This is a genomic window from Mucilaginibacter sp. P4_D1 (assembly GCF_056401935.1).
In genome coordinates, this window is record NZ_JBFUIJ010000047.1 from 1 (window position 1) to 22,482 (window position 22,482).

Annotated in this window: 16 protein-coding genes; 7 read left to right on the forward strand and 9 right to left on the reverse strand. The window is 41.3% G+C overall.

From position 1 onward, the window contains the following. Window positions 1–376 precede the first annotated feature (376 nt). The 3 genes from AC1DV1_RS26265 (at window position 377) to AC1DV1_RS26275 (ending at window position 6,008) form a co-directional block, all read left to right on the forward strand. A complete protein-coding gene (locus AC1DV1_RS26265; RefSeq protein WP_477365935.1) occupies window positions 377–3,289 on the forward strand; it encodes a SusC/RagA family TonB-linked outer membrane protein in 2,913 nt (970 codons plus the stop codon). Window positions 3,290–3,308: 19 nt separating this feature from the next. Then, the gene (locus AC1DV1_RS26270) at window positions 3,309–4,904 is read left to right on the forward strand and encodes a RagB/SusD family nutrient uptake outer membrane protein (RefSeq protein WP_477365938.1); all 1,596 of its coding nucleotides are present in this window, start codon (window positions 3,309–3,311) and stop codon (window positions 4,902–4,904) included. A gap of 78 nt (window positions 4,905–4,982) precedes the next feature. Beyond that, on the forward strand, window positions 4,983–6,008 hold the full coding sequence (locus AC1DV1_RS26275) for a SusE domain-containing protein (RefSeq protein WP_477365941.1): 1,026 nt from the start codon (window positions 4,983–4,985) through the stop codon (window positions 6,006–6,008). A gap of 229 nt (window positions 6,009–6,237) precedes the next feature. Here the strand turns inward: AC1DV1_RS26275 and AC1DV1_RS26280 are convergent, their stop codons facing one another. After that, window positions 6,238–7,524, reverse strand: coding sequence for a citrate synthase (locus AC1DV1_RS26280; protein ID WP_477365944.1), 1,287 nt, complete (start codon window positions 7,522–7,524; stop codon window positions 6,238–6,240). A 153-nt stretch (window positions 7,525–7,677) separates the two neighbouring features. Between AC1DV1_RS26280 and AC1DV1_RS26285 the strand changes: the two genes are divergently transcribed. Then, window positions 7,678–10,905: a PAS domain-containing hybrid sensor histidine kinase/response regulator gene (locus tag AC1DV1_RS26285; protein ID WP_477365947.1), complete on the forward strand. Its 3,228-nt coding sequence runs from the start codon at window positions 7,678–7,680 to the stop codon at window positions 10,903–10,905. Window positions 10,906–10,914: 9 nt separating this feature from the next. Here the strand turns inward: AC1DV1_RS26285 and AC1DV1_RS26290 are convergent, their stop codons facing one another. Together AC1DV1_RS26290 and AC1DV1_RS26295 are read right to left on the reverse strand one after the other, a co-directional pair. Then, window positions 10,915–11,442, reverse strand: a complete 528-nt coding sequence (locus AC1DV1_RS26290; protein ID WP_477365950.1) for a DUF3347 domain-containing protein — start codon at window positions 11,440–11,442, stop codon at window positions 10,915–10,917. Between the two features lie 8 nt (window positions 11,443–11,450). After that, window positions 11,451–12,698 (reverse strand): ABC transporter permease, encoded by a 1,248-nt coding sequence (locus AC1DV1_RS26295; protein ID WP_477365953.1) that lies wholly within the window; start codon window positions 12,696–12,698, stop codon window positions 11,451–11,453. Window positions 12,699–12,936: 238 nt separating this feature from the next. Between AC1DV1_RS26295 and queA the strand changes: the two genes are divergently transcribed. Then, window positions 12,937–13,986 (forward strand): tRNA preQ1(34) S-adenosylmethionine ribosyltransferase-isomerase QueA, encoded by a 1,050-nt coding sequence (gene queA / locus AC1DV1_RS26300; RefSeq protein ID WP_090652026.1) that lies wholly within the window; start codon window positions 12,937–12,939, stop codon window positions 13,984–13,986. Window positions 13,987–14,300: 314 nt separating this feature from the next. Next, entirely contained in the window at window positions 14,301–15,020 is a 720-nt protein-coding gene (locus AC1DV1_RS26305; RefSeq protein ID WP_477365956.1) for a 2-C-methyl-D-erythritol 4-phosphate cytidylyltransferase, read from the forward strand. A 37-nt stretch (window positions 15,021–15,057) separates the two neighbouring features. On the opposite strand, the gene AC1DV1_RS26310 is transcribed toward AC1DV1_RS26305, so the two are convergent. The 3 genes from AC1DV1_RS26310 to AC1DV1_RS26320 form a co-directional block, all read right to left on the reverse strand. Further along, the gene (locus AC1DV1_RS26310) at window positions 15,058–15,207 is read right to left on the reverse strand and encodes a lmo0937 family membrane protein (RefSeq protein WP_110585189.1); all 150 of its coding nucleotides are present in this window, start codon (window positions 15,205–15,207) and stop codon (window positions 15,058–15,060) included. Between the two features lie 105 nt (window positions 15,208–15,312). Continuing rightward, window positions 15,313–15,534 (reverse strand): DUF2795 domain-containing protein, encoded by a 222-nt coding sequence (locus tag AC1DV1_RS26315; protein ID WP_002996718.1) that lies wholly within the window; start codon window positions 15,532–15,534, stop codon window positions 15,313–15,315. 92 nt (window positions 15,535–15,626) lie between these two features. Further along, entirely contained in the window at window positions 15,627–16,175 is a 549-nt protein-coding gene (locus AC1DV1_RS26320) for a cob(I)yrinic acid a,c-diamide adenosyltransferase (RefSeq protein ID WP_477365959.1), read from the reverse strand. Between the two features lie 182 nt (window positions 16,176–16,357). Between AC1DV1_RS26320 and AC1DV1_RS26325 the strand changes: the two genes are divergently transcribed. Next, a complete protein-coding gene (locus tag AC1DV1_RS26325) occupies window positions 16,358–17,374 on the forward strand; it encodes a chitinase (RefSeq protein ID WP_477365962.1) in 1,017 nt (338 codons plus the stop codon). A 78-nt stretch (window positions 17,375–17,452) separates the two neighbouring features. Here the strand turns inward: AC1DV1_RS26325 and AC1DV1_RS26330 are convergent, their stop codons facing one another. The 3 genes from AC1DV1_RS26330 to AC1DV1_RS26340 all read right to left on the reverse strand — a co-directional run bounded on the left by AC1DV1_RS26330 (window position 17,453) and on the right by AC1DV1_RS26340 (window position 22,310). After that, window positions 17,453–18,655, reverse strand: a complete 1,203-nt coding sequence (locus tag AC1DV1_RS26330) for a sensor histidine kinase (RefSeq protein ID WP_477365965.1) — start codon at window positions 18,653–18,655, stop codon at window positions 17,453–17,455. Window positions 18,656–18,857: 202 nt separating this feature from the next. Then, entirely contained in the window at window positions 18,858–20,678 is a 1,821-nt protein-coding gene (yidC, locus tag AC1DV1_RS26335) for a membrane protein insertase YidC (protein ID WP_477365969.1), read from the reverse strand. 21 nt (window positions 20,679–20,699) lie between these two features. Further along, window positions 20,700–22,310, reverse strand: coding sequence for a CTP synthase (locus AC1DV1_RS26340; protein WP_477365972.1), 1,611 nt, complete (start codon window positions 22,308–22,310; stop codon window positions 20,700–20,702). Window positions 22,311–22,482 lie beyond the last annotated feature (172 nt).

Genomic DNA, 22,482 nt, shown 5'->3' on the forward strand with positions numbered 1-22,482 from the left:
CAATTGTTTTCCGGGAACGTTCCCGGAAAATCGTTACATATTAGTAAAATTGCCCATTGTGTAATTATGACACTTAGTTTTGAACAAATCTTAGCCAGTTTGCAAATTTCCCACAAAAAAAGGTGAAAAGTATTAAAAGTTCTCCCCTGTTTAATGTTTCATTAAAGTTAACTATACCTTAATTAATCCRGTCAAAATTATCTTTTGTATAAAATTTGCTTTTATTATTTCTAAATGTAAATTAGTCGCGTGCTGTTTCAGCAAAATTATCAGACCAATTTAACACCGGCTAATTAAGCCATTTTATTCACAAAAACCCAAAAAGTAAATGAGAAAAAATTACTCAAAAAAGTACGTTCTTCTTTGTGCCTTCCTAATGATGTCAGTAATGGCATTTGCCCAAACAGGAAGCATCAGAGGTAAGGTATTTGACGAAACCAACGCACCCCTGCCTGGTGCTGCCGTTACTATTGATGGCACAACCATTGGTGCAACTACCGATGGTAATGGTAGCTACACTATTACCGGCATTAAAACCGGGAACGTTACCGTAACCGCTAAGTTTTTAGGTTATGTGGCTTTAAAGAAAGCCGTAACAATAGGTAATGCAGCTGTTGAGGTTAACTTTTCATTAAAACCCGACAATCAAAATCTTAACGAAGTGGTTGTGGTAGGTTACGGTACCCAAAAGAAGAAAGATCTTACCGGTTCGGTAACGTCAATTTCGGCCAGGGATTTTAACCAGGGCCCGGTAACTACACCTGAACAACTAATTACCGGTAAAGTTGCCGGCGTACAAATCACCTCAAACAGCGGTGCGCCAGGCTCTGGTAGTACAATACGCATACGGGGTGGTGCATCTTTAAATGCATCAAATGACCCTTTAATTGTAATTGACGGAATACCATTGGCCAATACCAGCATTAGTGGCGTTTCAAACCCTTTGAGCTTAATAAACCCGAATGATATCGAATCATACAATATCCTTAAGGATGCATCCGCAACAGCAATTTACGGTTCACGCGCATCAAATGGTGTAATTATTATTACCACCAAAAAGGGTAAAGGTGATAAAGATGTACACATCAATTTTGATTCAAAAACCGCGCTTTCAAAAATAACCAAAGAAGTAAGCGTGTTGACAGCCGATCAGTTCCGTACTGCCGTTAAAACCCAAAGCCCTGGTCAGGCTAATTTGTTGGGCACTGCCAATACCGACTGGCAAAGCCTCATTTACCGCCCGGCTTATACCTATGATAATAACCTGAGTATTACTGGTGGTATAAAAGGTGTTCCGTACCGTTTATCGATTGGTTATTTAGACCAGGACGGTGTGGTTAAAACAGATAATTTGAAAAGGACAACAGCTGCGTTCAATATTAGTCATGACTTTTTGCACGGAAGCTTAAAGGTTGATTTGAATTTGAAAGGCTCATACACCGATAGCCATTTTGCAGCAGGAGCCATTGGTAACGCCATTGGCTTCGACCCTACTCAACCCGTTTACTCAAATGACAAAACCAAGTTTGGTGGTTATTTTGAATGGTTGGATAGCAGCGGCAATCCAAACACCCTTGCACCACGTAACCCTGTAGGCCTATTGAACGAGCAGGATGCACAAGGTAAGGGCAAAAGAGGTATTGGTACATTATCTTTAAACTATGTATTCCCATTCCTGAAAGAATTACAGGCCAGCGCAACTTTTGGCGGCGATTTATCTGATGGGGATGGTTATACTTTTATACCAGCCTCGGCAGCCTCAAACTTTACCCAGGGTGGTTCGTATTCTAAATACTTTAATGAAAATTATACTTATAATACCGATTATTACTTAAAGTATTCAAAAGACCTGAAAGACATTAACAGCCACGTTGATTTACAGGCAGGCTACTCATACCAATACTTCAGTACTTATTTTCGCGGAAGCCAGCAATATAAAGCTGATAAAACCACTCCGGTTGGTACACCAAGCCTTCCTTCATGGGGCGAGTATTATATCGAATCGCCTTTTGCCCGCTTAAACTATTCATTTAACGACAAATATTTGTTAACCGCCAGCATCAGGGACGACCGTTCATCGCGCTTCTCAGACCTGCACCGTAACGGTTACTTCCCTTCGGTTGCATTTGCATGGCGTGCTAAAGAAGAATCGTTTTTAAAAAGTGTTGATGTTTTATCCGACCTGAAATTCAGGGTTAGTTACGGTATTACCGGACAACAGGATATTGGTACCGGCCTTAGCAAATACTTTCCGTACCTGGCTATTTACGAACCCAGCAATAGCGCAGCTCAATACCAATTTGGCAATGCATTCGTGAATACGTTGCGCTCTGATGCTTATAATGCCGACATCAAGTGGGAGCAAACAGCCACTGTGAACGCCGGCCTTGATTTTGGTTTCCTTAACGGCAGGATCAACGGAAGCATCGATCTTTACAACAAAAAAACAAAGGATCTGTTAATTTTTACCCCAATACCGGCAGGTACTAACTTAAGCAACTATATAACTGCAAACATTGGTAACCTAACTACCAAGGGTATTGATTTTAACATCAATTTCATTGCTATCGATTCAAAAGATATCAACTGGACATTGGGTTACAACGTTACGCTTAACCAGCGTAAAATCACCAATATCTCTTTAACGGGCGATCCTAATCAAACAATCGCGGTAACCGGCATCCCTGGTGGCGTGGGTAATACTATTGGTTTGTTCAAAGCGGGCCAAAACCCCGGGGCGTTTTACGTGTACCAACAAGTTTATGATCAAAACGGACTTCCATTAGAAGGCGTTTATGTTGACAGGAATAAAAATGGTAGCAGTGTTGATGATAAATACCTGTACAAACAGTCGGATCCAAAAGTATTTATGGGTTTCAACTCTAACTTTACTTACAAAAAGTGGAATTTAGGATTTAGTGCACGGGCCAACCTGGGCAACTATTTATACAATGCGCAATCTGCTGCAAACGGCGCTTATGCCGGTGTAAAATTCGCAGGCTACCTGGGCAACTTACCTTCAAGTGTATTACAAACTCAGTTTCAACAATACCAGTTATACTCTGACTATTACGTAGAAAATGCTTCATTCCTGCGTATGGACTACGCTACTTTGGGCTACACCTTTGGTACGCTTGGTAAACACAACCTTAGGGCATCATTCAACGTATCTAATGTATTTGTAATAACCAAATACAAAGGGCTTGATCCTGAAATAAATGGCGGTGTTGACAATAACTTTTATCCGCGCCCAAGAGTTTATACCCTTGGCTTAAACCTGAGCTTATAATTTGTAAAAATATTAAAATATGAGAAAGAGAAATTTAACATGGCTGATGACTATCGTAGTGATAGGACTGTCGGTTACTGTGACATCTTGCAAAAAAGACCTTACGCCAAAGGGGGCTTTAACCACCGACCAGGTTTACGCCAACTTTGCCAACTACAAAGGAGTACTGGCTAAACTTTACTCGTCATTTGCACTAAGCGGACAGGCTGGTCCGGCTGGAAACCCAGATATTTCGGGTATCGACGAAGGCTTTGGTAACTACCTGCGCGAGTATTATAACATGCAGGAGTTAACTACGGATGAAGCGGCTATTGTTTGGAACGATGGTACCATTCATAGCCTGCATAACATGACCTGGAATTCTGGTAACGAATTCATAACAGCCATGTATAACCGTATATTTTACGTAGTAGCTTTAAACAACGAGTTTATACGCCAAACTACTGATGCTAAATTGGCCAGCAACGGCATTACCGGCGACAACCTTGCAAAAGCAAAACAATACCGCGCAGAAGCCCGCTTTTTAAGGGCGTTGGCTTACTGGCATGCCATTGACCTTTTTGGTTCGGTACCGTTTGTAACAGAGAATGACGTTGTTGGTGTGTTTTTTYCAAAACAAAAATCACGTGCCGAAATATTTGCTTACATAGAAAGCGAATTAAAAGCAGCTGAAGCTGATATGGGCGCTCCTCGTTTTGAATACGGACGTGCAGATCAGGCCGCTGCCGATATGCTTTTAGCAAAATTATACCTTAATGCTAAAGTTTACACCGGTACCGATAGAAGCACCGATGCAATAACCTATGCAAAAAAAGTAATTGCTGATGGCTACTCGTTGGAGCCTAATTTCAAAAATCTGTTCCTTGCCGATAACAACAAATCAAACGAGATAGTTTTCCCTATTACATTTGATGGCTTGCACACAACAGGCTACGGAGGCATTACCTACCTTATTCACGCACCCGTAGGTGGTAATATGAAAGCTGCTGATTTTGGTATCAATGGTGGTTGGTCGGGTATCCGCACAACTAAACAATACGTAAGCCTATTTCCAGATAACAGTGGTAATACTGATAAAAGAGCTGTATTTTTTACTGACGGACAGAACCTGGAAATTAACGACGAGTATACATTTACCGACGGTTATGCCATTCAAAAATTCAGAAACGTGACTTCGACAGGCGCAGTTGGCTCAGACATTACAGGTAACTTCCCTGATACCGATTTCCCAATGTTCCGCTTGGCCGATGCTTATTTGATTTATGCCGAAGCTGTTTTACGCGGCGGTACTGGTGGCGATTTGGTTACAGCATTAACCTATGTGAACCAAGTGCGTACAAGAGCCTACGGTGGCAGTGCAACAGGCAATATTACTGCACCACAACTTACGCTCGATTTTATTTTAAACGAAAGAGGCCGCGAGTTCCTGTTTGAAATGCACAGAAGGACAGATTTGATCCGTTTTGGCAAATTTGTCGGTGGTGATTACATCTGGGCCTGGAAAGGTGGCGTTAAAGCCGGTACAAGTGTATCTACCGATCTTAACCTGATGCCAATTCCATCAGCAGATATAGTTAACAACCCTACTTTAAAACAAAATCCGGGTTATAAATAGCATTCATTACTTACCATAAGGCACTTTGCGCCTTATGGTACTTTATAAAACATTTATTAAACAGATTAAAAGAGAAAAATGAAAAAACTTTTAACCAAAATTTTAGCAATAAGCAGCATAGGGCTGTTATTGCTATCATCCTGTAAAAAGGACGAAACCAGGGTTGTAACAACTGTTGGTAAAGCAGGAACGTTAGCTGCAACATCTACAACGCCGGTTTTATCAAGAGACATAGCAACAGATGTTGCAGTTACCTTTAGCTGGCCGGCAACGTCAATAAGCGGGTATAGCACAAAAGTTAACTATACCTTGCAAATAGACACAAAAGGGAGCAGCTTTAAATCGACCAAATTAACTGAGGTTGCCTTAACCGGAACTACCCAATCATACACAGTTGGCAGTTTAAATGCTATCTTACTTACAATGGGTTTATCATATGATAATAATACCGATTTGGAAGTTCGTGTTAAATCGGCCGTTGCAGCTAACTCTATAACTTACACCAACGTACTTACTTTAACTGTAAAACCTTACAAACTGGCAAGCTATGTTTATGTACCCGGCGCATCGCAAGGATGGAGCCCGTCAACTGCCGATAGCTTAAAATCGCCAAACAGCGATAATATTTATGATGGCCTTACCGCCTTTACCCCGGGTAATCTTGAGTTCAAAATAACGTCTAAAAAAGATTGGGATCATACCAATTATGGCGACGCCGGTGGTGGCAAGGTAAGCACTTCGGGAGGTAATTTATCTGTTCCATCAGCTGGCTTATATGCTTTACACCTGGACCTAAATGCGCTTACATTCACAGCTACCAAGCAAGTTTGGTCTGTTATTGGTGATGCGACACCAGGCGGATGGAGCGATGACACCGACTTGACCTACGATGCAAGTACAAAAACCTATTCAGGCATTGTTGCTTTGGTTAGTGGTGGTAATAAACAATTTAAATTCAGGTTTAACCATGGCTGGGATACTAACCTTGGTGGCACAACAGGCAGCCTTTCGCAAAACGGACCAAATATTGATCCTCCAGGAACCGGCAACTATAAAATAGTGCTTAATGCCAACGCAAACACCTTTACCATTACAAAACAATAAGATACTTATTTACGGTTGATTGATTTGAAAGGCCCGCCCGGTGAAAACCAGCGGGTCTTTTTAGTTCATTGGTTCACTGGTTCATTAGTTTATTGGTCCTATCCGCAGGTCATTGGCTGTATAAAAAAAGCGATTGGGGCTACCAATCGCTTTTTTGTTTATTGCTTTACGTTAGCCGTCGGGCTAAAGAAGCAGACCAATGAACCAGTGAACAAATGAACCAAAAGAACTATCGTTCTTTTATATCCTTATACTCCCGGTCGGTATCGCCGGTATAAATCTGGCGCGGGCGGCCGATGGGTTCTTTATTAGCTTTCATCTCTTTCCATTGGGCAATCCAGCCTGGTAAGCGGCCAAGGGCAAACAATACGGTAAACATTTCAGTTGGGAAACCCAATGCCCGGTAAATGATGCCCGAGTAAAAATCAACATTAGGGTACAGCTTGCGCTCAACAAAATATGGATCTTTCAGGGCAACTTCTTCCAGCTTTTTAGCTATCTCCAATACCTCGTCATTGATGCCTAATTTTTCTAATATATCATCACAAGCTTTCTTAATAATCTTAGCCCTCGGGTCGAAATTCTTATACACCCGGTGACCAAAGCCCATTAAACGGAAAGGATCGTTTTTATCCTTTGCCTTGGCTATCCATTTATCTGTATCTCCGCCATCGTTTTTAATTTTCTCCAGCATTTCTATCACCGCCTGATTGGCGCCACCGTGCAGCGGACCCCACAATGCCGAAATACCTGCCGAAATAGAGGCATATAAATTAGCATCTGATGAGCCTACAATACGCACTGTTGAGGTTGAGCAGTTTTGCTCATGATCGGCATGCAGTATCAGTAATTTGTTCATTACATCCACCACTACCCTATCAACCTTGTAATCTTCTGTACGCTCGGCAAAAGTCATGTACAGGAAATTGGTCACGTAGTCGTATTTGTTTTGAGGATAAACAACTGGATGGCCTAACGATTTTTTGTAGATCCATGAAACTACGGTACTCATTTTGGCCAGCAGTTTTATGATTTCGAGGTTTACTTCCTCGGCAGATAAACCGGCTTTTAATGATTCCGGGTTAAAAGCAGCCAATGCGCCAATTAACGACGACAACTGGCCCATAGGATGTGATTTTGACGGAAAGCCATCAAAAAACTTTTTCATATCCTCATGAACCAGGGTATGGCGGCTTATCTGGTATTGAAAATCGGTTAACTCCTGTTCTTTAGGTAATTCGCCATATATCAAAAGGTAGGCTACCTCAATAAAACTGGCATTCTCGGCCAGTTGCTCTATAGAGTAGCCACGATATTTAAGGATGCCTTTTTCACCATCCAAAAAAGTAATAGCGCTTTTGGTAGCACCTGTATTTTTGTAGCCGATATCCAGCGTTACGTAACCGCTTTGATCTCTTAGTTTTGAAATATCTATCGCTTTTTCGCCTTCTGTACCCTCAATTACCGGGAGTTCAAATGTTTTATCACCAATTTTTAGCTGTGCTGTTTCCGACATAGAAATTTTTGTATCTGCAACAAATGTAATTAAATCTGCGTATTAATACCCGCTAAGATAATTTACTATTTGTAAATTTTTAACTGCAAAATTATTAAATTACCCCTCTTTTGCTAAGTAATATTGTCCTGAATCATTAAAAAGTATTCGTTAATGTCGTTGAAAGTTAAAACAGTATTAATAATCCAAAACGACGAAACAATTTACCGGTTATTGCTCATCGGCTTATTTATTGCAAGCCCTTCGCTACACTATCTTTGTTATTATAACTCATATGACCCTATTTGGTTGAGGCTTATTAATAGTTTTTTGTGCGTTGTTTCACTTGGCCTGTCTTTTGGCACCAACAAAGCCGTTTACAATACAAGTACTTACATCACAATTTTCTCCTTTCTGATCATTAACAATTACTTTTTATTAAGTATAAACGGGTTTGAGCATGCGTACCTTTTTAGTTCTATAACCATTTTTATAGCACTCACACTGTTTTGTAAAAAAGGCTGGGAGTTTGTTGCTATATGCGGGCTTAACCTGCTGGTAATTATAACCGCTTACGCTAATGCCCCGCGGCTAAATATTTCCCTTCCTGTGCTGGTGGTGCTTATTATCATTTTTACCATTATAGCTTACGTATCTTTTCTTGTTGTTAAGGCGTATCAATACCGGCTGAAAAACGCGGTGGATAAAATGGTTAATCTTAATAATAACCTTCACTCGCTTATCGGCTCATTTAATGATATGGTATTTGAGTTTGATGAAACCAGGCTTTGTCTTAATGTATGGTATAACGAACTGATTGAACGGTCGGCCGATCCAAAAGCAATTGTTGGCAAGCGGCTTGAAGAGGCACTGCCACCCGATAGAGCAAAAAAGTATATTGATTGCCTTGATTACGTGATAGCAAACCGTTTACCTATGTCTATTGAATTTGTATCCGATTACGGCACAAACCAATGGTTCAGGTGTAATATGATGCCTATTTATGAGCGTAATGGAAATTATACCGGGCGAATATCTGCCGCATTGATTGATATATCTGAGCAAAAGAAAAACGCAGACGCATTGAAGGCCAACGAGGCACTGTTGCTTGAGGCGCAGGCTATATCAAAAACCGGTAACTGGTGGTATGATAGCGTCACAAGTGAAACCTATTGGTCAGATAATTTATTCAGTCTCCTCGAGATTGACAGCATCCCTGCCAACATCAGCAAATTTCATTATTATATCAGCCTCATTCATCCCGACGACCGCAAAAATGCCGAAGCTTACCTTTCGAGTGTTCACCACACAACGCTGGCGCAGTTTGAGCATAAGTTTATTACACCAAAAGGCACCGTAAAATACATCAAAATCATCCGCGGTAACCTGTTGCAGGCCGATGATGGCAGCAGTAAAAGAATTTTTGGTGTGCTGCAGGATATCACCGAAGCTAAATTATCCGAAAAAGCGATAAAAGTTAGCCAGGTAGAATTGATGGAAGCCCAAACCATAGCCAAAATAGGTAACTGGAAATGGAACCTGACTACAAACCTGCTCAGCTGGTCGGAGGAGTTAAACATTATCCACGAAGTTTCGGCCGTTCACCTGCTCGGGTTAAAACAGATGACCTTATTATTAAAGTATGTTCATCCAAATGACAGGCATGTTTTAAAACAATTAATCAGGACACCCGAAAATTTAAAAGATATCTCGCAGGAGTACCGCATAATTACGCCCAATGGCAATGTAAGATACTTAAGTGTAATTATAGGTAAGCTGATGAGGCGCGACGATGGCAGCATTCGTAAAATCATCGGTACCTTACAGGATGTAACCGAACGCAAACAAGCCGAATTAGACTACCGGCAATCAGAAAGCAAATACAAACTGGTTTTAGAAACCATTAACCTGGCGGCAGTTACTTTAGATAAAAACGGCAACATTATATTTTGCAATAAATACCTGACCAAACTACTTGGCTACTCCCAGGCCGAAATTGTTGGCATGAACTGGATGGATCATTTTATACCGCGCGATTTAAAAAACTTCATGCACAACTGGTTTAAAAACAATGCGGTTGAAGCCCATTTTATTAACCCCATTATATGCCGCAACGGCGAGGAACGGGTTATGAGCTGGCAAAACACCATCATTTTTGACGAAAACGGCGACCTGCGAGAAACCACCAGCATAGGCGAAGACATAACCGACCAGCAAAAAGCACGACAGGAGTTGATCTGGGCTAAAGACGTAGCCGAGAAAGCATCAAAATTCAAATCGGAGTTTTTGTCGATCATGAGCCATGAGATACGTACCCCAATGAACGCGGTTATTGGCACTACCAATTTATTACTCTCAGAAAATCCACGACCCGGGCAACTGGAGTACCTGAATACGCTAAAATTCTCGGGCGAGAACCTGCTGGCCATCATTAATGACATTTTGGATTATAATAAAATTGAGGCGGGCAAACTTGAGCTTAACAAATCGCCTTTCAACCTTCATCAGTTGATCCATAAAATAAAGCAGTCTTTTCACCCCAGGGTTGCCGAAAAGCAATTATCCCTGGATGCTGTAATTGACGAAGGTATACCAGAAATGGTAACGGGCGACAACATGCGCTTAAGCCAGGTATTAAACAACCTGGTAAGCAATGCTGTAAAGTTTACACATGTAGGCGGTGTTTCCATTAAGCTGGAGAAAGAACAGATAAGCAACACGGTGGTTACCGTGAAGTTTACTGTTGCCGATACCGGGATAGGCATCAGTCCCGACAGCTTTGATATTGTTTTTGATCCGTTTATGCAGGACAAGCAGGTAATTAATAATGACTATGGCGGTACCGGCCTTGGCCTGGCCATTACCAAACGCCTGGTTGAGCTGCACAACAGCACCATATCTGTTACAAGCGAACTGGGGAAGGGCACATCCTTTATATTCGCCATTGCCTTTAATATAGCTCCAAAAACCATCGGCCATCAAGCGATGACACCTGCTGTGGCCGGGCTTACATTTAGCCTTACCGGGATGAATATATTGGTTGTTGACGACAATAAGATGAACCTGATGATTGCCACCCGCTTTTTGAGGAAGTGGAATGCCGCTGCCGACGAAGCACTAAACGGCGAGATAGCTGTAAACATGGCAAACAACAACAAATACAACCTTATTATTATGGATTTGCAGATGCCGGTAATGGATGGATTTGAAGCCACGGCTATTATCAAAAAATTACACCCCGACATCCCTATTATCGCGCTAACGGCCGATGCTATGCCCGAAACCTACAATAAAGCCCTTGAAGCGGGCATGAGCGATTACCTTACCAAACCATTTGCACCCGAAGCCTTGTTTGAAAAAGCGGCCAAATATTACAAACCTCCGGTCAACGTTAATAAATAAAAGAAGCTGTTAATTCATCTTTTCCTTAACAGATCCGCATTCCTTCATCTGTTCGGGGAAATAAGGATTTTGTATTTTTTTATCTAACGACAGCCAGTAACCGCCGTTGCCGCTATCGGCCATAGGGCAATAATCAACATAAATGGCGGTGGTTTTTATTTTGCTTCCTTTTACCAGTGCAATCACATCGCTACTTAAGGTTAAAAAGGCAGCACGCTGATCTTTAATATCATCGGTTACAGCTATTTTCCTGGTAAGGGTAGCTGTTTCTGAGCAACCTTTAATACCAATAAGTTTATTTTCAAGTACCGAAGCCGCTGCCTTAATTCCCGCTACATCCGATTTCAGGAACTGGTCTTTTAGCGCGATATAAGCAGAAAAAACATGGGCTGTATTAGCAGTATCCGCAATTTTTGCATCTACAACTTTTACAGTGGCGGTATCGGTTTTGGCAAGCTCCTGCTGCTTTGCATTTTGGTTACATGCCGATGTAGCTACCAGTGCGGCAACAACAGAAATACGGTTTACAATTTTCATTTATTACGTTAGTTAGTCCGTATTGCTTCAACAGGGTCAAGTACCGATGCAAAATAGGCAGGAATAATCCCAGATAAAACACCTGTTATCAGCGAAAAGCTTAAGCCAGTAACAATGTTTGAAGCGCCAAGTATCACCTGTACATCAAATACCGCTTTGATACCGAATGTTAAAAAGTATACAAACAAAAGCCCTATCAACCCACCCATAAGGCAAAGCGATACGGATTCAATTAAAAACTGTAATAGTATGAAATATCTTTTTGCTCCCAATGATTTTTGGATGCCTATAATGTTAGTACGCTCTTTTACCGACACAAACATGATGTTGGCTATACCAAACCCGCCAACCAGCATCGAAAATAAACCTATTATGGCTCCCCCGGTATTTAAAACTTTAAAAACGCTATCTAATTGCTGGGTTAGCATGGTGGTGCGGTTAAGCGCGAAGTTATCTTCAACCCCAGGCCTTAAACTCCTGATTGAACGCATCAGCCCCCTGATCTCGCTTTCCACATCATCTGTAGGGATGCCATCTTTGCCGCGCACTATAATTGAGGGGTGATAATTTTCAGCCTGGATATCTATCAGATTATGGGCAAAGTTTAACGGCAAAAGCACTTCCTTATCAGTTGATATGCCCAGCATATCTTTTCCCTGTTTTGAAAATACGCCAACAACCGTAACATACCGCCCCATTACTTTTATCTGCTTGCCTACTGCATCGCCCGCCGGGAAAAGGTTTTGGGCTATATCAAAACCAATATCAGTTATGGGGGCACCGGTTTTTGATTCCATATCGGTAAAATACCGGCCTTCGGCAAAATCAAAATTCCAGGTTTTATTATGATCCTGTGAGGCTGCATCTATTTGTGCGCCATCAACTGTATTACTTTTATATTTAATAGTGCGGTTATCAATACTAATTTCGTACGATAATGCTTTGGCGGTTTGGCTACGGCGAGATAGTTCATTAAAATCCTTAAGTTTTGCAACCGGCCTTTGCAGATATTTCCACCACGGAAAATCGCTGCCCCCTACCCATGGCCATTTTTCAACATAAATACTATTGTTGCCCAGCTTATTAACGCTGCTTTGCAGGTTATTTCGCAGGGTATCAACAGCCGAAAATACAGCTATAATGGTGAATATGCCTATGGTTACCCCTAATAACGAAAGCGTTGTGCGGGTTTTGTTTTGTTTTAGCGCATCAAAAGCAAACAAAAAGCTTTCCCCGAAAAGTTTTAAAAACAGCATATAAACTTATTTTGGTTTCAATGGTTAACCTTACTGCATTTGCACCGTAGCAAAAGCCAAAAAGAACAGATTTTACCCGGTTGAATGTTTTTGTTTTTTAGACGGTATTGCTGCGTTTAAGTTACAGCATTTTAATATTAAACTTAAAGGTTTATAAAATAACAACACCCTTAAAAAAATCCGTGAATTTAACAAAAAAATTCATACATTTGCGCCCTGAAAATTCATATACACAAACATGAAATTATCTCAATTTAAATTCAATTTACCAGAGTCATTAATTGCACACAATCCATCAGCTACCCGCGACGAAGCCCGTTTAATGGTATTACACAAAGATTCTGGCAAAATTGAGCATAAAATATTTAAAGACGTACTTGACTATTTTGATGATAAGGATGTAATGATCCTTAACAATACTAAAGTATTCCCTGCCCGTTTGTATGGAAATAAAGAAAAAACTGGCGCAACTATCGAAGTTTTTTTATTACGCGAGCTAAACAAAGAACTACGTTTATGGGATGTACTGGTTGATCCGGCCCGTAAAATACGCGTAGGCAATAAATTATATTTTGGCGATGACGATTTGTTAATTGCCGAAGTTGTTGACAATACCACCTCACGTGGCCGTACCATCCGCTTTTTGTTTGATGGTACCGACGAGGAATTCCGCCGCAATGTGGAGATCCTGGGCGAGACGCCGCTGCCGAAATACATTAAGCGTAAAGCTACTGCCGAAGATAAAGAACGTTATCAAACTATTTTTGCCAAACACGAAGGCGCTGTAGCTGCCCCTACTGCTGGTTTGCACTTTAGCCGCGAGCTGATGAAACGCCTTGAATTAAAAGGTGTTGATTTTGCCGAAGTTACCCTTCACGTAGGTTTAGGAACTTTCCGCCCGGTTGAGGTTGAAGATTTAACCAAACACAAAATGGATTCGGAGCAGTTTATTATCGAACAAAAACAAGCCGATATTGTAAACCGCGGTATTGAGCGCAAAGCACGTATATGTGCTGTTGGCACTACCTCGATGCGTGCCATCGAATCGGCAGTATCTGCGGGTAAAACATTAAAAGCCGCCAACGATTGGACCAGCAAGTTCATTTTCCCTCCGTACGATTTTAGCATTGCAAACTCCATGATCACCAACTTCCACACACCAGAATCAACCCTGTTGATGATGGTATCGGCATTTGGCGGTTACGAGCATGTAATGAATGCCTATGAAGTTGCCGTTAAAGAAAAATATCGCTTCTACAGCTATGGTGATGCCATGCTGATTATATAAGTCTAGATCTGAGATTTTTAGAAATGAGATATGGGACTAAAGCTCATAGCTCATTTTTTTTGTTTTAGATTTACTAAGAATTAACATCATCCTGAATTGTAAAATTCAAGGTGGCTCTGAACTGAAAAATGACAAAATAAATCTATGTCATTGCGAGGCACGAAGCAATCGCGAGCTATGCAAATTGGCTATGCTTGCCACGAGATTGCCACGCTATCGCTCGCAATGACATAAGGTATTTGCTATAGATTGTAACCAGGCCTGTGTTCGCCGATTTTTTAACAGGCATAACGATTAAAAGAAATTAAGCACCGATGACCGACGCTAATCTCAAATCTCCTATCTCACATCCCACATCTAAGTATGTTATTATAGTAGCCGGCGGCTCGGGTACCCGTATGCAGGCTGCGGTGCCAAAACAATTTCTTTTGGTTAACGGCCTGCCGGTAGTGATGCATACTATGCTGGCGTTTTTTAATTCGGGCGTGAACCCCGATATCGTACTTGTGCTTCATCCCGATTTTCATGCATATTGGCATGAGTTGTGCAAAAAACACAGTTTCAGCATACCCCACCTATTGGTTGCCGGTGGCGAAACGCGCTTTCATTCTGTAAAATACGGATTGAGCGCCATTGAAGGCAACGACGACGCTTTGGTTGCCGTGCACGACGCTGTGCGACCGCTCACCAGCGCCTTCGTTATCCAAACATCATATAATCATGCCGGCGAACACGGCAATGCGGTAACGGCCGTTAAAAGCCGCGATTCGGTAAGGCAGGGCAATGCCGATAAATCGGTAAGTTTATTGCGGGATGAAGTTTACCTGGTGCAAACGCCCCAGACTTTTAAAGCCGGTTTATTAAGAAAAGCTTATGAACAAGCCTTCAGCCCCAAATTTACCGATGATGCCAGCGTTGTTGAACAAACTGGTATAGATATCCAACTTACCGGGGGCAGTCATGAAAACATCAAAATTACGTTTCCCGAAGATATAGCAATTGCAGAATTGCTGTTGAATAAAAAAAGCCATTAACCTTGTCGGCTAATGGCTTTTTATTTGCCTAAGGTTGTTATGCTCTTCGGATAACGCCTAAAAGCACAGCTATAATAGCTATAACCAAAAGGATGTGAATTAAGCCACCGCCAAATGGGTGAATAAATGCTCCAAATAGCCATCCTATTACCAGGATAACCGCGATGATGTACAATAAGCCTCTCATTTTTGTATGTTTTTAAAGTGATAAATGTGTTAAGCTTATTACTAAAATCATTCCAAAAATGCAGGCTAAATAAAAAAGCCCCTTTCAGAGGCTTTTTTATGCTGATTAGTATTCGTCTTCGTTAAAAAAGAAATCATCTTTGGTCGGATAATCCGGCCATATCTCTTCTATATTTTCGTACGGTTCACCATCATCTTCCAGCGCCTGCAGGTTTTCAATCACCTCAACAGGGGCTCCGGAACGGATAGCATAATCAATTAATTCATCTTTTGTTGCGGGCCATGGGGCATCTTCAAGATGCGATGCAAGTTCAAGTGTCCAATACATATTTCTCTATATTTTATAATTTATCAGTAAATTAACTTTTTCGCAAAACTATAATATTTTTAAGTGGAATATCAATATTTTTTTTCACATTATCAAATTCTCGGTATCCATTGATTTTCAGGCACTTTATTATCATATCCAATTTTACGGGCCAAAGTGAACAGGTAATCGCTCAGCCTGTTCAGGTAAATATTCACTTTTTCATCTACAGTACTCCCGGTAGCCAGTTCAACGGTTATCCGCTCGGCGCGCCTGCATATACATCTTGCAATATGGCAAAACGAAATGGCATTACTGCCACCTGGTAAAATAAAATGACGCAGCTCGGGCAATTGTTCATTCATGCTGTCCATTTCCTGTTCAAGCAGTTCCACATCTTCCATATGCAAATCAGGTATCACCATTTTTGACCGTTCGGGATCCGCCGCCAAACAGGAGCCTATTGTAAACAATCTGTCCTGTATCTGCTTCAATATCTCCTTATCATGATCGGCAATATCCTGATCGCGAATAAGTCCGATGTAAGAGTTTAGCTCATCAACAGTTCCATAGCTTTCAATCCGCAAGTGGTATTTAGCTACCCGGGTGCCGCCTATCAATGATGTAAACCCTTTATCTCCTGTTTTAGTATATATCTTCATGAATTCTTTTCGTGCCCATTTCGGCCAAAGTGAATATATCACTTTTACAGGAAACAAATAGCGCAATTCCAATATTATAACACAACACTTTTGTGTAATTTTTACATATAAAATGCTTTTATAAAATGATAGCATTAAACTTGCACCTATAATATAGTCAAAACCGTTATTTAATGAAAATCATGAAATCGATCATATTATCATCTAAGCTATTGTTCCTTGCCGCCAGCACCATGATTATATCATCTGTTAGCTGCGGCGGCAGCACCGGGGATAAAAAAGCTCAGGATACTACCTCAATAACTGCAACTGCGCCTAAGGCATCCATCAGCAGTATACTTACCGAAAAACAATTCAATGATCTTTTCCCGCAGCGCGATAAATTTTATACCTACGCCGCTTTTATTAAAGCGGCAGATGAATTAGGGCAGGTTAAAGTAAAAATATCCCGCAGGGCGGTGTCTGTTTATCAATTTATACGTACCAACAAAAAAAACGGCAAAGATTCTGTGGCACGCCAGGATGCCGACTGGAATGAAGAATGGGCCAAAAAGAAACCCGACAGCGTATTTACAGTTGACTATGGCGACTTTTGCACTGCCTCGGCAGCCGATATCAACAAAAAAGAACTGGCGGCATTTTTTGCACAAATTGCCCACGAAACGCGCCACGGCATGAACGGAAGTTATATCGACGGATTAATGCTGATACATGAAGACAACACATCAAATGTGTATATATCCGACAGCGACGAATATCCCGCGGTTAAAGGGAAAAAATATTATGGCCGTGGCCCTATGCAATTAAGTTATAACGGGAACTATGGTTTTGCCTCGAACATTATTTTTGGTAACTCAAAAATCTTGCTCAACAACCCCGAGCTGGTGGAGCAAGATGCTGTAATAGCTTTTAAAGCTGCCATATATTTTTGGATGACACCCGAAACCCACAAACCATCGGCCCATGATGTAATGACCGGAAAATGGCAACCGACGGCTAATGACAAGGCAAATGGCCGAACCACACCAGGCTTTGGCATGACCATCAACATTGTTAATGGCGATGTAGAATGCGGCAAAGGCGATAACTTCGGCATGACAGATCGCATTGGTTTTTACCAGTTCTTTTTAAAGAAGCTGGGCATCACCGATGCAAATTGCGCCTGTTCATGTGCTACAATGAAGCCGTATAAATATTAAGTAAACCACTTATAGGGCCCAACTTACGAAGTTTTAAAAACTTTGCAAGTTAATAAGAGCTATATATTGGCATTAACACTATCTTTTCATCGTAAAAGTAAACGCTGTAAACTCATCAACTACCGAGTTAACCTTCACAGTGCCACCTAATGCCTCAACAAGACTTTTTACGGTGCTTAAACCTACGCCCGAACCCTCGACATCAAACCGGTCTTTAATGCCCAGTGTGGTCATAGGTTCGAATATTTTGTTGTGGTTTTCCGGGGCAATACCTCTGCCGTTATCGGTAATAATAAAAGTGTAAAACCAGTTATCAGCAGTAAATTCAATTTGTATAACGCCTTTTGGCTTGTTGTTATAACGGATAGCATTATTGATCAGGTTAGTCATGATTTGCTCAAACGCAACAACCGACGTTGTAATTTTAACAGGCCGCGATAATATGTTAACAGTAAAGACAGCAGGTACATTTACCATTTTAAGCACATCGTTTAACAAGCGCACTACCTCAACTTCCTCCCTGTTCTGCATCAACACCTTACTCGATTTGGAATAGTCGAGCATCTTTTCAAGCAACGAGATCAATTTATAAGACGATGCATTAATGATATCCAGGAATTTGTTCCCTTTTTCATCAAGCTTATCTTTAAACCTATCTTTTAGTACCTGCCCTGTAAGCAAAATATTGGTGAGCGGGTTACGGATATCATGAGCCGCCATTATGGCAAATTTTTCAAGATATTGATTTGATTCTTCCAGTTGGAGCCGGGTTGTGTTAAGCTCATTAACTTTCTTTTTAAGCTCAAGCTGTGCAACCACCTGGTTAGCCAGTGCTTTAAGGGCAAGTATTTGGGCGTTATTAAGCTGGCGGGCTTTATGATCAATAACGCAAAGTGTGCCCAGGGCATAGCCATCCGGATTAATAAGCGGCACACCAGTATAAAAAACAACCTGTGGGGTACCAGTTACCAGTGGATTATCGGCAAATCGTTCATCAATTTGCGCATCGGGAACAACCATTACCTTTTCAGGCTCTAAAATAGCATGGGCACAAAAAGCAAGCTCTTTAGGTGTTTGAGTAACTTCAAGACCTTTATTTGATTTAAACCATTGCCTGTCGTCATCAATTAAGCTAACCAGCGAAATAGGCGTTTGACAAATTTCAGATGCAATGAGGGTGATTTCGTCAAAACCCTGCTCAGGCAAAGTATCCAGAATTTGGTAGGAGTTTAAAGCGGCAAGGCGCTCATTTTCATTTTCCGGAACTGGGGGTTTTATCATTAAATTTTACCGATAACAAAACAGCTTCTAAGTTAAAGAAATGTTATTGCAATTAAGGGGTATTTGTATCATTAAAATTACACGTCGGCGGCGTATGCAATAAACCAACTGCAGACTTTGCATTTCCCACCCATCAAATGCAAAATATCCCGAAAGGCCAACCTCCCGGGATATTTCATAGCTTAAATATTTCGTCCGAAGTTTATTTTTTAGCTTGTTGCTGATTTTTCATCATTTCTTCCATACGGGCCTGGAAACCTGATTTCTTTTTCTTTTCCTCGGGTTTCTTTTTGTTCTCCTGGATTTGGGCATGAATCTTTTTATCATCAACCATGAACTTAATCAGGTATTGCTGTAAAAAGGTAAGCATGTTGGCCAAAAAGTAGTAATAATTCAAACCTGATGGATAGCTATTCAGGGTGATCAGGAATATCAGCGGCGTAATGTAACCGATATATTTCATCTGCCCGGTAGCTCCCGAAATCTGGTTATTGAAATAAGTATAGATCAATGTAGAAATGGTCATCAGCAAACACATCAAACTGATGTGATCAACATTCATGATAGGCGCAAATTTAATTACCGAGTCATAAGTTGATAAATCGTGCATCCACAAAAAGCTTTGCCCGCGCAGCTCAAATAAGCTTGGGAAAAACTTAAAGAAGGCGATAACAATTGGCATCTGTATTACCAAAGGCAAACAGCCGCCCAATGGATTTACACCCGCTTTTTTATAAAGCTTCAGGTATTCCTGTTGTAAAAGCGTTGGGTTATCCTCCCCAACCTTAGTCTTTATCTCGTCCATTTCGGGCTTCAGCACACGCATTTTAGCCATAGACAGGTATGATTTGTAAGTAAGCGGCGATAATACCAGCTTAAGGGCAATTGTCAGTATCAAAATGATTAACCCATAATTCCAGTTAAACTGGTTCAGGAAGTTAAACAACGGCAATACCGCAAACTGATTGATGTATTTTAAAGGCCCCCAGCCCAGGTTAACCAGCTTCTGTAAATCAGCTCCCTGTGCTTTCAGCGTTGAGTAGCGGTTGGGGCCAAAATAAAACTCCAAAGGAACGCTACCATCGGCCGAGCGTGCCAAAGTTAAATCGGCCTTTAATTGCCTAACATCAGTGGTATCGGCCACATCAGTGGTAGCTGCAAGGCTTGATTTGCTTATGCCATTTTTAGCAATCAGCGCGTTTGAGAAAAAGTGTTGTTTAAAGGCAACCCAATTCATCTTTTTGTCGGCCACTTCTTTTTGATCGTCTTTATTTTCGTTCAGCCAATCAATAGTACCTTCGGTATTATAATAGTAAACAGTGGTATACTGGCGCTCCTGTTTCATATCCTTTTCCTGTTTGTGCAGGCTGGCTGCCCAGTTCAGGTTAAGGTTGCTGCTGTTGGCCATAACACCATCAAGGCCGGTTGGCTTAATGGTAAGGCCTAATTTAAAGCCGGTACCTTTTAAGCTATATACATAATCAATATACTGGGTTGGGCTGTAGCTTAAACGCAGGGTAATGGAAGCCGAATCTTTTTCGGCTACTTTTAAATCGGTTCCGCCTGGTGTAAAATAATACTCGTCGGTGTTGATGTTTTTAGCGCCAACGTTAAAGTTTAAGCCAAAATGATCTTTATCGCCACTGAACAATACCAGCGGCTTTTTATCAAAGGTTTTGTAGTTTTTTAACTCAACCGATGCTACTTTACCCCCCTTGGTATTCAGTTTAACTAATAACTCCTGGTTTTCTATGGTGATAAGTTTCTCGCTGCCTACAGATGCCGCGCCGAAGGGGCTTTTTAAAGTTGCAGAATCGGCAACGGTTTTAACCGCGGCTTTAGCAGTATCAAACTTAGCAGCTACCGGCGTATTGGCTTTATTGAACAAGCCTTTTTTTACTGAATCCTGGTGCTCTATCAGTCTGTTTTTCTTTAATTCGGCATCGCTCGGCTTTAAAAAATAAATTGAGCCGGCTATGATAGCCATAATCAGGAATAATCCTGTGAAAGTATTTTTATCCATTATATTGTATCGTACAATTACTTATTTCTTACGGGCATAAGCCAGTGAAGCGGCGACAAAGTTAATAAAAAGTGGGTGCGGATTTGCAACTGTTGATTTTAATTCGGGATGAAATTGCGCGCCCACAAAAAACGGGTGATTTTTTAACTCTACAACCTCTACCAAATTATTCTCGGGATTAATTCCTGAAGGGATTAATCCCGCGGCTTCGTACTGTTTTAAGTATTTATTATTAAACTCATAACGGTGACGATGCCTTTCGGATATGCTGGTTTTGCCATATATAGCGGCAGCCTTACTGTTCTTTTTCAATTCGCAGGCATAAGCTCCAAGTCGCATGGTGCCACCTTTGTTGGTGATTGTTTTCTGATCTTCCATCATACCAATAACAGGGTGCTTGGTTTCGGGGTTCATCTCGGTACTGTTGGCATTTTCAAGCCCCAACACGTTACGGCCAAACTCTACTACCGCGCATTGCATGCCCAAACAAATACCAAAGAAAGGTATATTATTTTCGCGAACATAGCGGATAGCCTCAATTTTACCTTCAAAACCGCGTTCGCCAAAACCAGGGGCAACCAGCACACCGTGCATGCCTTTAAGCTTTTCAATAGCGTTTTCGGGCGTCAGGCTTTCTGATGGTATATATTCAACCCTTACCTTACACTCTTTGGCAGCGCCCGCGTGGATGAACGCTTCGGTGATAGATTTATAGGCATCCGGCAATTCTACATATTTACCTACCAGGGCAATGCGTACATCGGCCGTAGGGTTTTTTAAGCGGCCCAGGAAATCTTTCCAATTTTCGAGGCTTGGCTCATTTTTGTGCGATAGTTTTAATTTGGTAAGTACAGTTTTATCCAGTTGCTCTTTCAGCATCAATAAAGGCACATCGTAAATGGTTGATGCATCGATAGATTCAATAACCGCGTTGATATTCACGTTACAGAAAAGCGCGATTTTTTTACGGATATCCATATTTAGGTGATGCTCGGTACGGCAAACCAAAATATCCGGCTGAATACCGTATTCAAGCAACATTTTTACCGAGTGCTGCGTTGGTTTTGTTTTCAATTCGCCTGCTGCAGCAAGGAAAGGAACCAAAGTAAGATGGATAACCAATGAGTTACCAGAGCCTATCTCCCACCTAAACTGGCGTACAGCCTCGATATAAGGTAAAGATTCGATGTCACCCACAGTACCACCCAGTTCGGTAATCACGATATCGTAATCGCCGCTTTCGCCAAGGATGCGAAAATTGCGCTTAATTTCGTCGGTAATGTGCGGTACTACTTGTACAGTTTTACCTAAAAAAGCACCTTCCCGCTCTTTATTGATCACATTTTGATAAATGCGGCCGGTAGTAATGTTATTGGCTTTTGACGTTGGGGTATTTAAAAAGCGTTCGTAATGACCAAGATCTAAATCTGTTTCGGCGCCATCCTCGGTTACATAGCATTCGCCATGCTCGTAAGGGTTTAACGTTCCCGGATCGATATTGATATAGGGGTCAAACTTTTGGATTGTGACACGATAACCGCGCGATTGAAGTAATTTGGCTAATGAGGCTGAGATAATACCTTTCCCTAAAGACGAGGTAACGCCACCCGTAACAAAAATATATTTAGTCATGATTTTTTTGAAAAATGGCTGCGGTTTTATGCCGAAACCAAATGTTTGTGTACGGGATACAAAAGTAAGAAAATTTTCAGGCTTTGGCGTACTTGTTGAGAAAAAAACGGCCGAACCAGGGTATTTAGCAAACACCAGGATTTATAACATTTTATAATTGAGATACTTACAA

What these genes read in the sequence shown, in the direction of transcription:
- AC1DV1_RS26295 (WP_477365953.1), bottom strand. Translation starts at nt 12,698, where the DNA reads ATGCTGTTTTTAAAACTTTTCGGGGAAAGCTTTTTGTTTGCTTTTGAT.
- AC1DV1_RS26330 (WP_477365965.1), bottom strand. Translation starts at nt 18,655, where the DNA reads ATGATAAAACCCCCAGTTCCGGAAAATGAAAATGAGCGCCTTGCCGCT.
- AC1DV1_RS26305 (WP_477365956.1), top strand. Translation starts at nt 14,301, where the DNA reads ATGACCGACGCTAATCTCAAATCTCCTATCTCACATCCCACATCTAAG.
- AC1DV1_RS26265 (WP_477365935.1), top strand. Translation starts at nt 377, where the DNA reads ATGATGTCAGTAATGGCATTTGCCCAAACAGGAAGCATCAGAGGTAAG.
- AC1DV1_RS26280 (WP_477365944.1), bottom strand. Translation starts at nt 7,524, where the DNA reads ATGTCGGAAACAGCACAGCTAAAAATTGGTGATAAAACATTTGAACTC.
- AC1DV1_RS26320 (WP_477365959.1), bottom strand. Translation starts at nt 16,175, where the DNA reads ATGAAGATATATACTAAAACAGGAGATAAAGGGTTTACATCATTGATA.
- AC1DV1_RS26290 (WP_477365950.1), bottom strand. Translation starts at nt 11,442, where the DNA reads ATGAAAATTGTAAACCGTATTTCTGTTGTTGCCGCACTGGTAGCTACA.
- yidC (WP_477365969.1), bottom strand. Translation starts at nt 20,678, where the DNA reads ATGGATAAAAATACTTTCACAGGATTATTCCTGATTATGGCTATCATA.
- AC1DV1_RS26340 (WP_477365972.1), bottom strand. Translation starts at nt 22,310, where the DNA reads ATGACTAAATATATTTTTGTTACGGGTGGCGTTACCTCGTCTTTAGGG.
- AC1DV1_RS26325 (WP_477365962.1), top strand. Translation starts at nt 16,358, where the DNA reads ATGAAATCGATCATATTATCATCTAAGCTATTGTTCCTTGCCGCCAGC.
- AC1DV1_RS26285 (WP_477365947.1), top strand. Translation starts at nt 7,678, where the DNA reads ATGTCGTTGAAAGTTAAAACAGTATTAATAATCCAAAACGACGAAACA.
- AC1DV1_RS26275 (WP_477365941.1), top strand. Translation starts at nt 4,983, where the DNA reads ATGAAAAAACTTTTAACCAAAATTTTAGCAATAAGCAGCATAGGGCTG.
- queA (WP_090652026.1), top strand. Translation starts at nt 12,937, where the DNA reads ATGAAATTATCTCAATTTAAATTCAATTTACCAGAGTCATTAATTGCA.
- AC1DV1_RS26310 (WP_110585189.1), bottom strand. Translation starts at nt 15,207, where the DNA reads ATGAGAGGCTTATTGTACATCATCGCGGTTATCCTGGTAATAGGATGG.
- AC1DV1_RS26315 (WP_002996718.1), bottom strand. Translation starts at nt 15,534, where the DNA reads ATGTATTGGACACTTGAACTTGCATCGCATCTTGAAGATGCCCCATGG.